At 64.6% G+C, this 12,107-nt stretch carries 11 protein-coding genes; 4 read left to right on the top strand and 7 right to left on the bottom strand.

Annotated elements, in window-relative coordinates; genetic code table 11:
* Positions 1-252: 252 nt before the first annotated feature.
* The 3 genes from holA to leuS form a co-directional block, all read right to left on the bottom strand.
* Positions 253-1,281, bottom strand: a complete 1,029-nt coding sequence (gene holA, locus BJ6T_RS02895; RefSeq protein ID WP_014490787.1) for a DNA polymerase III subunit delta — start codon at positions 1,279-1,281, stop codon at positions 253-255.
* 109 nt (positions 1,282-1,390) lie between these two features.
* Complete coding sequence (gene lptE / locus BJ6T_RS02890; protein WP_014490786.1) at positions 1,391-1,942, bottom strand: LPS assembly lipoprotein LptE; 552 nt, start codon at positions 1,940-1,942, stop codon at positions 1,391-1,393.
* A complete protein-coding gene (gene leuS / locus BJ6T_RS02885; RefSeq protein WP_014490785.1) occupies positions 1,929-4,553 on the bottom strand; it encodes a leucine--tRNA ligase in 2,625 nt (874 codons plus the stop codon). The genes lptE and leuS overlap by 14 nt, the downstream gene beginning before the upstream one ends.
* Before the next feature lie 192 nt (positions 4,554-4,745).
* On the opposite strand from leuS, the gene BJ6T_RS02880 reads away from it, so the two are divergent.
* Positions 4,746-5,792, top strand: coding sequence for a GGDEF domain-containing protein (locus tag BJ6T_RS02880; protein WP_014490784.1), 1,047 nt, complete (start codon positions 4,746-4,748; stop codon positions 5,790-5,792).
* On the opposite strand, the gene BJ6T_RS02875 is transcribed toward BJ6T_RS02880, so the two are convergent.
* A complete protein-coding gene (locus tag BJ6T_RS02875; RefSeq protein ID WP_014490783.1) occupies positions 5,789-7,492 on the bottom strand; it encodes a diguanylate cyclase domain-containing protein in 1,704 nt (567 codons plus the stop codon). The genes BJ6T_RS02880 and BJ6T_RS02875 overlap by 4 nt on opposite strands.
* Positions 7,493-7,601: 109 nt before the next feature.
* Between BJ6T_RS02875 and BJ6T_RS02870 the strand changes: the two genes are divergently transcribed.
* On the top strand, positions 7,602-8,291 hold the full coding sequence (locus tag BJ6T_RS02870) for a YggS family pyridoxal phosphate-dependent enzyme (protein WP_014490782.1): 690 nt from the start codon (positions 7,602-7,604) through the stop codon (positions 8,289-8,291).
* A gap of 91 nt (positions 8,292-8,382) precedes the next feature.
* Here the strand turns inward: BJ6T_RS02870 and BJ6T_RS02865 are convergent, their stop codons facing one another.
* Complete coding sequence (locus BJ6T_RS02865) at positions 8,383-9,168, bottom strand: 2-keto-4-pentenoate hydratase (RefSeq protein WP_014490781.1); 786 nt, start codon at positions 9,166-9,168, stop codon at positions 8,383-8,385.
* 6 nt (positions 9,169-9,174) lie between these two features.
* Positions 9,175-9,744 carry a L,D-transpeptidase family protein gene (locus tag BJ6T_RS02860; protein ID WP_039228798.1) on the bottom strand — a complete coding sequence of 190 codons (570 nt, stop codon included), beginning with the start codon at positions 9,742-9,744 and terminating at the stop codon, positions 9,175-9,177.
* 204 nt (positions 9,745-9,948) lie between these two features.
* On the opposite strand from BJ6T_RS02860, the gene BJ6T_RS02855 reads away from it, so the two are divergent.
* Both BJ6T_RS02855 and BJ6T_RS02850 read left to right on the top strand, forming a co-directional pair.
* Entirely contained in the window at positions 9,949-10,635 is a 687-nt protein-coding gene (locus BJ6T_RS02855) for a response regulator transcription factor (protein ID WP_007598630.1), read from the top strand.
* Between the two features lie 59 nt (positions 10,636-10,694).
* Positions 10,695-11,138, top strand: a complete 444-nt coding sequence (locus BJ6T_RS02850) for a cyclic nucleotide-binding domain-containing protein (protein WP_028158686.1) — start codon at positions 10,695-10,697, stop codon at positions 11,136-11,138.
* A gap of 27 nt (positions 11,139-11,165) precedes the next feature.
* On the opposite strand, the gene xth is transcribed toward BJ6T_RS02850, so the two are convergent.
* Positions 11,166-11,981, bottom strand: coding sequence for an exodeoxyribonuclease III (gene xth / locus BJ6T_RS02845; RefSeq protein WP_014490778.1), 816 nt, complete (start codon positions 11,979-11,981; stop codon positions 11,166-11,168).
* Between the last annotated feature and the right edge of the window lie 126 nt (positions 11,982-12,107).

Below are 12,107 nucleotides of genomic sequence, written 5' to 3'. Positions count from 1 at the left end.
CATCGGGGCCGTTCATCCTTCGAGGCTCCCCACGCGCCGCGTTGCGCCGCGCGGCTCGCACCTCAGGATGACGGATTTGGCGCTTCGCACCGTCATTGCGACGCGCAACTCTCTCCACACGCCATTGCGAGCGAAGCGAAGCAATCCAGAGTGTCCCCACGGAGGGACTCTGGATTGCTTCGTCGCTTCAGTGCAAAATTGCTTCGCAATTTTGTCACGAGCTCCTCGCAATGACGTGGAGAGAGCGGTGCCTCAGCCGCGCCGCTTCGCATTCGCGGCGATGGCCATCAGCGTGCGCTGGGCGATGGCGGCGGCGAGGGTGGATTGCTTGCGGGTGTCGAGCGCAGCGGTCGCGAGCTGCTCGATGATTGCGGCGAGCCGCGCTACGCTGAAATTGCGCAGCGCCGTTTCCACCGCGGGCTTTCGCGAAAAATGCAGGCGCGGATAGCCGCCCTCGAGCACGGCGGAGGCAGGCTGGCCGTCGGCGATCGCGAGCGCAGATTTGTGCAGCCACGCAGCCTGGCGCTGCGCAGCGGAGATGATCACGCCGGGATAGGTGCCGGCGATCATGGCCTTTGCAAATTCGGTCTCGACGATGTCGGGCCGGCCGGCGAAGGCGCCGTCGACGATGGGGTCGAGTTTCAGCTCGGACGCATCGGCAACGACGGACATCACGTCATCCAGCGTGATCTCGCCTTTGCCATGCGCATAGAGCGTCAACTTGCGCAGCTCATTGCGCGAGGCCTGGCGGTCGCCGCCGAGGAATGACATCAGCGCCGCGCGGGCATCCTGCGCGATGCGCAGATTGGCGATGCGGAGCTCGTCGTCCATCAGCTTGGCAAGGTCGCGCTCGGTGTCGGGATAGCAGCCGATCGCCACGGCCGTCTTGGCCTTCTCGCAGGCCTTGCGCAGTGGCGATTCCGGGCGCAACTCGCCGGCTTCGATCACGATGCGGCAATCCTTCACGCTCATCTCCGCCAGCGTATCGATACCGCTGGCAAAGCTGCGCGAGCCGGCGCGGACGCGGATGGCGCGGCGACCGCCGAACAACGGCACCGTCATGGCTTCATCGACGAGCCGCGACGGCTCGGCGGAGAGTTCGTCGCCGTCGAGCTTGACGAGTGAGAAGGGATCGTTGGGGTCGTCGACGGCCGAGGCAATCAGTGCATCGGCGCGCTCGCGCACGAGGCCGGCATCGGGACCGTAGAGCAGGATGATCGGTCGGCCCCCGTCGGGACGGGCGAGGAAGGCGTCGATCTCTTTTCCGCGCAGCGCGACCATCGGGCCAACTGTCATTTCGGGGCCCGCAAAGCGCGAACCCGGAAATCTCGATCAATAATCTCTGGATTCCGGATCCGCCGTGCGGGCGCTCCGGAATGACGGGGATGACTTAAGTGCCGGCGGTGAAGAACGAGGCGAGGCGAGTGTTGATGTTCTCGGCGATCTCGTTGGCGGCACGATCCTCGGCATCGCGAAGGGCCCGGTTGCGAGCAAAGCGCTGGTAGGAGCCGGGCATGTCATAGGACACGCGCGCGAACGTCGTGCCGGTCATGACCGACTTGCCGCTGACGACCTCGATCAGATTGTACTGGGCGTCGATGCCGTAGTTTTCACTGTTCGGCAGGCCAGTATTGGGATCGACGATCAGCGACGTTTTGCTGGTCGCGAAGCGAATCTCCAGGCGATGGGTCGGCGGCATGCCCGTGGCGCTGCCGTAGAGCTTGAAGGCCAGGGCGTTGCGGACCTCGACGCCGACGCGAGCCTCGCGGGAGGCATTGGCCTTGTTGATCGGCGGAAGGTCGACCCCCATCAGCTTCTCGCGCAGGCCGGGGGTGCCATCGGTACGCTCGGCATACATCGGCTGGAAGCAGCCAGCCGTCAGCGCCGCCAATGCGGCGACCGCCAGCAAACGGGCTGCGATGCGGATCCTAGCCGACAACATTCACGATCCTCTTGGGGACGATGATCACCTTGCGGACGGGCTTGCCGTCCAGGGCCAGCTTTACCGCATCGAGGGCCAAAACGGCAGCCTCGATTTCCGGATTCTGGGCCGCTGTTGCAACTGTGACCTCACCCCGCTTCTTGCCATTGACCTGGACCACCAGGGTCACGCTGTCTTCAACCAGCAAATCGCGTTCGATTTGGGGCCAATCGGCCTCGGAAACCAGCCCGCTATGGCCCAGAACCTGCCAGCACTCCTCGGCCAGATGCGGCATCATCGGGGAGAACAGCTGGACCAGGATCTGGCTGGCCTCCCGGACCGCCCAGGCGAGGTCAGCCGTGGGCTGGCCGGGGCGCTGGAGCACCTCCGAAAACGCATTGGCGAATTCGCGGATATGGGCAAGGCAGACATTGAAGTGCAGCCGCTCGATGCCGGTGGTGACCTTGTCCAGCGCGCCATGGGCAGCCTTGCGCAAGGCGGTTGCATCCGGGCCGAACGAGCCCGGACGATCTGCCGGCGCGGCCTGGCCGAGTTCCACTGCATCGTTCACCAGCCGCCACAGCCGCTGCACGAAGCGCGAGGCACCCTGGACGCGCTCGTCGCTCCAGATCACGTCGCGGTCGGGCGGGGAGTCCGACAGCATGAACCAGCGGGCGACGTCGGCGCCGTAGGTCTCGATGATATCGTCGGGGTCGACGGTGTTCTTCTTCGACTTCGACATCTTCTCGATCGGACCGATCTGGATGTCTTCGCCTGACGTCAACAGCGTCGCGCGCCGGCCGTTGCCGCCGACCTCGATCTTCACCTCGGCCGGCTGCACATAGGTGCCGTCGGCCTTCTGGTAGGTCTCGTGCACCACCATGCCCTGGGTGAACATGCCGGCGAACGGCTCGTCCAGCGCAATGTGACCGGTCGCCTTCATCGCGCGGGTGAAGAAGCGGCTGTAGAGCAGATGCAGGATCGCGTGCTCGACGCCGCCGATATACTGGTCGACCGGCAGCATCCGGTTGGCGACAGCTGGCGTCGTCGGTGCGTTCTGGTTCCAGGGATCGGTGAAGCGCGCAAAATACCAGGACGAATCCACGAAGGTGTCCATGGTGTCGGTTTCGCGCTGGGCCTTAGCCCCGCATTTCGGGCAGGTGACGTGCTTCCAGGTCGGGTGATGATCGAGCGCGTTGCCCGGCCTGTCGAAGGTCGCGTCATCCGGCAGCGTCACCGGCAGATCGGCGTCTGGCACCGGCACCACATCGCATCTGGGGCAATGGATGACGGGAATCGGGCAGCCCCAATAGCGCTGCCGCGAAATACCCCAGTCGCGTAGGCGGAAATTGACCTGACGCTCGCCAACCGGCGCGTTGCCGCGCAACTCGCCTTCCAGCCGCTGTGCGACCTCGTCCTTGGCCTGCTCGATGGTCATGCCGTCGAGGAAGCGCGAATTGATCATGCGGCCGTCACCGTCATAGGCGGTGTCGGTGATGACGAATGTCTTCGGGTCCTGGCCCTCGGGACACACCACCGGCGTGTTGCCGAGATTGTACTTGTTGACGAAGTCGAGGTCGCGCTGGTCGTGCGCGGGGCAGCCGAAGATCGCGCCGGTGCCGTATTCCATCAGCACGAAGTTCGCGACATAGACCGGCAGCTTCCAGCTCGGATCGAACGGGTGCACCGCGCGGATGCCGGTGTCAAAACCCTGCTTTTCCGCGGTGTCGATGATCTCTTGCGCGGTGCCGATCTTCTTGATGTCGGCGATGAACTGGGCAAGCTTCGGGTTCTTCGCGGCGGCTGCTTGAGCCAGCGGATGATCCGACGAGATCGCCATGAATTTGGCGCCGAACAGCGTGTCCGGGCGCGTCGTAAAGATCTTCAACTCGCTCTCGCCGGCGGGCGTCGTCGCCTGATCCAGCGCGAAGCGGACCAGCAGGCCCTCGGAGCGCCCGATCCAGTTGCGCTGCATCAGCCGCACCTTGTCGGGCCAGCGGTCCAGCCCATCCAGCGCCGACAGCAGCTCCTGCGAGTACTTCGTGATCTTGAAGACCCACTGGCTCATTTCCCGTTGTTCGACAACGGCACCCGAGCGCCAGCCGCGGCCGTCGATCACCTGCTCGTTGGCGAGCACGGTCATGTCGACCGGGTCCCAGTTGAGCTTGCGCTTCTCACGCTCGGCGAGGCCGGCGGCGAGCATGTCCAGAAACATCTTCTGCTGATGCTTGTAGTAGCTGGGGTCGCAGGTCGCGAATTCGCGCGACCAGTCCAGCGACAGCCCGATCGAGCGGAGCTGTTTCTTCATCGCGGCGATGTTGTCGTAGGTCCAGGCCTTCGGCGCGACCTTGCGCTCGATGGCGGCGTTCTCGGCCGGCAGGCCGAAGGCGTCCCAGCCCATCGGGTGCAGCACGTTGAACCCCTTGGCGCGCATGAAGCGGGCCAGCACGTCGCCGAGCGTGTAGTTGCGGACATGGCCGATATGGATGCGCCCGGAAGGGTAGGGGAACATCTCCAGCACGTAGTATTTCGGCCGCGAGTCGTCGTTCTTGGAGACGAAGATCGCCTGCTGGTCCCAGGCGGCTTGCCAGCGCGGTTCGGCGTCGCGGGCGTTGTAGCGTTCGGAGGTCATGGAATCGTTGGGTTTTCGTGGATTCGGCCGTCTAAAGACGGCGGACTAGGCCATAGAAGTCCTTAGGGGGTCAATGGGTTGCCGCTGGCGGCGGCCCCCCGCAAGGCTGCTCCGCTAAAGTACGGACCAGCCCATTGAGATCGGATTAAGGGGTCGGTGCGAGGTTGGCCGCCAACAGCACCCCGCCAGGCGATGGAATCAGGCTTCGACGATCTCGATTACGACTATGCCGCGTCCATCGCCGGACGGGCGGTGCGGAGCATGGCCGAGCAGCGGATTCCGCCGACGCCGACCAATTTTGCCGTCTGGTTCCACTATTTCGCAGGCAGCCATGACGATTTGCGCAATGCCATCGAACTCCTGATCGACCACAATCGCCCCTTCGACGCCAGGACCAACCAGGATCTGTTCGAGACCTATGTCGCGCCCCGGGCGGGCACCGTCGCCTCCGAGACGTCCGATCGGCTGCATGCCCTCATGGGGGCAGCGAAGGAGTTTCTGGCGACGGCCATGGCCGACAATCATTCCCAGATGCGGGCGATCAGCGAGGTCGCCGATCGGGGCAGGGCCGGCGTCGATCCGAAGGCGCTGGTCGCCCAGCTCATGAACGAGCTGGCGCGGGCGGCCACCAGGGCGACCAGGCTCGAGGCTGGCTTTGCCGAAAAGACCCGCGAGCTCGACGTGATCCGCGACTCGCTCTCCAAGTCCGAGGAGCGCGCCCGGACCGATACGCTGACGGGGCTGGCAAACCGGCGGGCGCTCGATGAATTCCTGCGCAAGGCACAGACGACCGCGGATTGGGGCGAGCCGCTCGGCGTGCTGATGCTCGACATCGACCACTTCAAGACCTTCAACGACAATTTCGGCCATGGTGTCGGCGACCAGATGCTGCGCCTGATTGCGAAAGTGCTGCGCGAAAAAGTTCGCGAGCAGGATTTGCCGGCCCGCTATGGCGGCGAGGAGCTGATCGCGGTGCTGCCGGATGCCGATCTCGCCACTTGCGCCGAGATCGCCGAGCGCATCAGGCGCGCCATCGTCGAATGCACGATCACGCGCCGCTCGACCGGGGAGACCCTGCCCAACATCAGCGTGTCGATCGGCGTAGCGCAGTACCGGACCGGCGAGGCGATCACCGATCTCATCGAGCGCTGCGACCGCGCGCTCTATCTCGCCAAGGGCGGCGGTCGTAATCGCATGGTGACGGAGGTCGAGCTCGATCGCGCTACGGCTGCCCGCTAGGCGCTCGCCGCCAGCATCATGTCGGCCGCGCCGTTCTCGATCACCTGGATGCCGTGCTCCATAACATTGTTGCGGCCGCGGTGTTTTGCGGCGTAGAGCGCGGCGTCGGCGGCTTCGATGAGATCGCCGGGGCGCAGCGTCTCGTTCGGCTTCGTTGCGGCAACGCCGATCGAGACGGTGACGATCATGTGGGCGGAGGTGATGTGCGGCAGGCACAGCTTCAGAACGGCCGCGCGCACCTGCTCGCCGATCTCGACGGCGCGGTTCACGTCGGTGTTCGGCAGCAGCAGGCAGAATTCCTCGCCGCCATAGCGGGCCGCAAAGCCCATCGTGTCGGCGGCGATGCCGGACAAGGATTCGCCGAGCCGGGTCAGGCAGGAATCGCCTTCGAGATGGCCATAGGTGTCGTTGAACAGCTTGAAGTGATCGACGTCGATCATCAGCAGCGCGAGCTCGCTGCCATATTGCTGCGCGCGCATCCATTCGAAGTCGAGCCGGCTCTGGAAGCCGCGGCGATTGGCCAGCCCCGACAGCATGTCGATCGAGGCCATTACGGTCAGGCGGTCGTTGCTCGCGATCAGCTCGCGCTCGCGCTGGCTGAGCTGCGCGGCCATCGCGTTGAAGGCGCGGGCCAGCGGCACGAACTCGGCCGGCAGCCGGTTCCGCGCGGCGCGGGCCGAGAGATCGCCTTCGCCGAGGCGCTTGGCCATGTCGGCCAGCATCTCGATCGGCTTGATCACGAGCTTCTCGGCGGCGATCAGCGCGCCGAGCAGGACGAACAGCACGACGAATGCGAGCTGGAGATAGGCGGTGCGGATGTCGCGGCTGACCGCCGCGGACACCTTGTCCTCGTCGATGCTCGCAATCAGGCGGGCATTGGTGCCGGCGATGCGGATATAGCTCACCGCGCGGCGGGAGCCGTCGGCGGCGAGGAAAGAGAGTGAGCCCTCGTCCTGGTCCGAACGCAGCGCCCTGTCGGCGATCGCCGACATCAGCGGCATGTTGTCGAGCGGACGGCCGATCGCGCTGTGCTGGTCAGCCGGCGCGGCGAGCACGGTACCGGCGCTGTCTACCAGCACCGCGGTGATGCCGGCACGGCCGCCGAGATTGCTCATGACCTTCGACATCCAGTCGAGGTTCACGGTGGCGAGCACGACGGCATCCGCCACGCCGCTGAAGGCCGACACCGGATAAACCGCCATCACAGTCGGCGACGGCACGGGCCGCGACAGGATGAAGTCGCTCAGCACGAAGCGGCCGGTTTCCTGCGCCTGCTGGAAGTAGGGCCGGTCGCTGAGGTCGAGGCCGACATACATGTTGTTGGTGGCGCACTGGATGCGTCCGTCCTGGCCGGCGATCAACAGCGTGCGGATCCAGGGAAGGTTCGACGGCAGGCTCGCGCGCAACACGTCGCAGCTCTTGCTGATGCCGCCGGCGGAGGCGCGGATGAAGGCCTCCGATTTCAGGATGGTTTCGACCGACGAGATCACTTCGCGCTGCGCATCCGCGCTGTGTCTTGCAATGGTGGTGAATTCGGTCGCGGCCTGCGCGATCTGCCGCGCGCGCGTGTCCTCGAGCGAACGGATGCGCTCGAACATCAAGGGCGTCACCAGAATCACCGCGAGCAACGCAAGCCGTGCCCGGATTCCGAGAACCTGCTTGAGTTTCACTCGTTTGCGGTTGAAACTGACGTTTGCCATCTTCGCTGCCCACCCCATCGGCCAAGGTAAAGCGAAGGGTTCAAAAACTCTTTCTTGAACTCGGTAAAATTAGAACTAGCTCCGCAACAATCCAGTCCGAACCGACGTCATGACCGAAACCAACGCCGCGCCGGTAACCGGCCATTCACCAAACGCGCTCGCCGCGGTCGAAGCCGAAATTGTCCGCGCCTGCAAGGAAGCGCGGCGCGATCGCGCCTCCGTGACGCTGATCGCGGTGTCCAAGACGTTCGCCGCGGATGCAATTATCCCGGTCATCGACGCCGGACAGCGCGTATTCGGCGAAAATCGCGTGCAGGAGGCCAAAGGCAAGTGGCCGGCGTTAACGTCCGCTTATTCCGGCATCGCGCTGCATCTGATCGGGCCGCTGCAATCCAACAAGGCGAAGGAGGCGGTGGCACTGTTTGATGCCATCCATTCGGTCGACCGCCCGAGCATTTGCCAGGCGTTAGCCAAGGAAATCGAATCCCAGAACAGGCACCCGGAACTGTTCGTCCAGATCAACATCGGCGAGGAGCCGCAGAAGGCCGGCATCGCTCCCGGCGAGGCCGACGCCTTCATCGCGAGCTGTCGCGACAGCTATGGGCTGACGATCTCCGGCCTGATGTGCATCCCGCCGGTCGACGAGCCGCCGGCGGCGCATTTCGCGCTGACCGCCAAGATCGCGGAGCGCAATGGATTGAAGAATCTCTCGATGGGCATGAGCGCGGACTTCGCCACCGCGATCATGCTCGGCGCCACCCATGTGCGCGTCGGGAGTGCGATCTTCGGACATCGGTAAGGGTCGTCATCGGCGGCCGCGCCCAGCAACGGCTTTCGAATTCGTCATTGCTTCGCTGCGCTCGCAATGACGGCGGTGTGTGAGGCCGCCTCTACGCAAACCCCACCGACACCTGCCCCAGCACACCGAAATCCACCGCGAAATGATCGCCGGCCTGGATCGGCAGCGGCGGATGGCATGTGCCTGTCGTCACCACCTCCCCTGCCCGCAAGGTGATGCCGAGCCCGCGCAGCTCGTTGGCAAGCCAGGCCAGGGCAACACGGGGATCGCCGAGCACGTTCTTGCCGTGGCCGAGATAGCGCCGGCCGCGCAGCGTGATCTGCGGCCGCTCCTCGACGAGATTCATGGCGCGCCAGTTTGCACTCGTCGCTGCGCCCAGCACGAACAGATGCGCGCAGGCATTGTCGGCGATCAGCTGCGCCTCGCCGGCGCTGGCGAAATCGCCAAAGCGCGAGTCGGGAATCTCGATCGCGGGATGCAGGGTGTCGACGGCGGCGAGCACGTCGTCGACACTGTACGGCGTCGCGCGCGGCGGCAGATCGCGGCCCATGACGAAGGCGAACTCGGGCTCGCCGACGCGCATCTCGTTGCCTTTCATCCACGCCGTGCCACCGTCGGCGATCACGGTGTCGCTCATGATGCGGCCGGCCAGCGGTCCCGCGACGTTGATGTGCTTCTGTCCGGCCTCGCTTGTCGCCGCGATCTTCCAACCGAACAGGTTTCCAAGCGATTGGTTTTCGAGGACGGCCTGGATGGCATAGCCATCGGCGCGGCTCTGCGGCCGCAACCGCGGCTCCAGCGCGTCAAACTTGGTGCCGTCGCGCCAATGTCTGACCAGGACCTGCGATGCGGCGGCGATCTGATCCTTGTCGAGCATGTGCCCTCACCCGATGATGATTCTTGTTCTTGGTCCCAGTCGCCGCAGCAATTGCAGCATCGCCGCTTTGGTCATCGAGACGCAGCCCGCGGTCGGTCCGAAATTGTCGCGCGCCAGATGCAAGAACACCGCGCTACCGCGGCCGGCGATGCGCGGTCTGGTGTTGTGGTCGATTTCGATGATGAAGTCATAGAGATGGTCGGTCCGCTTGAGACGGTCACCGCCCTGCTCCGGCCCGAGCCGGATCGCCTGATTGTAGTGGCGGTCCCCGGCGTCCTCGCACCAGGCGTCCGTGTCGCCGATGGTCCGGGCCGGAAGAAAGGTCCGCGGACGGCTGTGGCGATCGCCCCGCCACCATAATTGCCTGGGACGGAAGCTGCCCCGCGGGGTGCCGCCATCGCCCTCCCGCTTGTTTGCCAGGATTCCGCCCCGCCCCAGCGCCACCGGGATCGTCAGCGCGCCGGCCGTCAGCCACCCCCGGCGCGGATTCCCGGCAGCAGGTTTAACGCGGATCGCTTGGAGCGGTCCGGAGCTTCGATTCCTTGGATAACTAGCTGAATCCGCTTTGTTTTTCATGGGAACGTGCGATGTCGAATTCATTACAGGACATTCATCAAAACGGCCTGAGATTTTGAGTTAGAGTGGTTCTGGCTTGTGAATCGGTAACAGCCCACTACTTCAACACGAACAACAATAATAACGGCGACCCCCCTAACTTTCCCTCGCGGTTGGGTGCAGCATGCATGCGCGCCGAGCCGGACTCCAAAAGGATGACCCCCTATGGCCAATGCCCGCAAGATCCTCATCGTGGATGACGATACCGATCTGCGCGATACGTTGGTGGAGCAATTATCGCTGCACGAAGAATTTGAGGCCTCCGCCGTCGATACCGGCGCCAAGGGCGCGAGCGCCGCGAAGGCCAATGCCCCCGATCTGGTCCTGATGGATGTCGGCCTGCCCGACACCGATGGCCGCGAGGTGGTTCGTTCCTTGCGCAAGGGCGGCTTCAAGGCTCCGATCATCATGCTCACCGGGCATGACACCGATTCCGACACGATTTTGGGGCTGGAATCCGGCGCCAACGACTACGTTGCAAAACCCTTCCGTTTCGCCGTGCTGCTGGCCCGCATCCGCGCCCAGCTCCGCCAGCACGAGGCGAGCGAGGACGCGGTGTTCTCGGTCGGCCCCTACTCCTTCCGCCCCGGCTCGAAGATGCTGACCGCGGCCAATGCCCGCAAGGTCCGGCTCACCGAGAAGGAAACCGCCATCCTCCGCTTCCTTTACCGGGCCGGCCAGATGCCGGTCTCGCGCGAGACCCTGCTCCAGGAGGTCTGGGGCTATAATTCCGGCGTCACCACCCACACGCTGGAAACCCACATCTACCGCCTCCGCCAGAAGATCGAGAAGGACGCCGCCAATCCGGAGATCCTGGTCACGGAAGCCGGTGGCTACAAGCTGGTGCCGTGATACGCTTTGGGGGCGTGCGAATCGTTTTAGATCGCATGCCCTTTGAGCCCCGGACCTGAATGTCAATCGACGACGACGTAGCGCTTCTCGAGCGTGTCCCGACACTGCGCTTGTTGGGAGATGCGTCGTTGCGCATGCTGGCGATCGGCTCCGAGCAGCGTAATTTCGTCCGCGGCGACGTCCTGTTCAATCTCGGCGACGAAGCCGATGCCGGATACGTGGTTCAACGCGGCGCCTTTCGGGTCGACGACGGCGCCGGCGCGGAGATGATCGCAGGTCCCGGCGCGCTGATCGGCGAGCTCGCGCTGGTGGTGCCGATGAAGCGGCCGTCGAGCGCGGTCGCGCTTGAGCACGCCTCCGTCATCCGCGTCGCGCGCAGCCTGTTTCAACGCGTGCTCGAGAGCGACCCGGCCGCGGCCGTTCGCCTCCGCGACGAATTCGCGGTGCGCTCCAGCCAGATCGCGAGCGATATCCTGATGGCGGGCGCGAAGCTGACGTCGTGAGACGTCGTCGTAGCCAGGACGGCGCCGTCACACCTCCAGCGTCACCGTCACCGGCACGTGGTCCGACGGGCGCTCCCAGCTCCGCGCGTCGCGCAGGATCTTGAAATCACTGACCGCGTCCTTCAATGCGCGCGAGACCCAGATGTGGTCGAGCCTGCGGCCGCGATCACCGACGGTCCAGTCGGCGGAGCGATAGCTCCACCACGTGTAGACCTTCTCCGACATCGGAAAACGCTCGCGCGCGACGTCGACCCACTCACCGGCTGCCAGCGCGGCTTGCAGCTTCTCGGTCTCCACAGGCGTATGCGAAACCACTTTCAGAAGCTGCTTGTGCGACCACACGTCGTTCTCGTGCGGCGCGACGTTGAGATCGCCGACCAGGATGTGGCGATCCTCCCCGCGCGGATGCAGCGGCTCGCAGGCCTTCATCTCGTCGAGGAAGCGAAGCTTGTGGTCGAATTTCTCGTTCAGCGCGGGATCGGGAATGTCGCCGCCGGCGGGGACGTAGAAATTATGCAGCACCAGCGGCTTTGCGATGCTGGCCTTCTCGCCGAACGAGACCGAGATGTGGCGCGAATCCACCTTGTCGCAGAAGGTGCGGATGTCTTTCGATTCGAACGGAATCTTCGAGACGATGGCGACGCCGTGATAGCCCTTCTGCCCGTTCAGCGCGACATGCTCGTAGCCGAGCCGCTTGAAACGCTTCAGCGGAAAGGCATCGTCGATGCACTTGGTCTCCTGGAGACACAGCACGTCCGGCCGCGCGCTCTTGAGAAACTTCGCGACCAGGTCGATGCGCAGCCGCACCGAATTGATGTTCCAGGTTGTCAGGGAAAGACGCATGAGGGATGCGTCTTAGCATGGATTGGCGCGGGGAAAATGCTTGTCCACAGCGAGCTCTCGTAGGGTGGGCAAAGCGACTTGTCCGCCGTAGCTCGAAGAGCGAAGGCGGAAGCGTGCCCACCATGC

Source organism: Bradyrhizobium japonicum USDA 6, from assembly GCF_000284375.1.
In the GTDB taxonomy this organism is placed as follows: domain Bacteria; phylum Pseudomonadota; class Alphaproteobacteria; order Rhizobiales; family Xanthobacteraceae; genus Bradyrhizobium; species Bradyrhizobium japonicum.
Note: the sequence above shows the minus strand (reverse complement) of the source record. Positions and strands in the feature narration are given on the sequence as shown.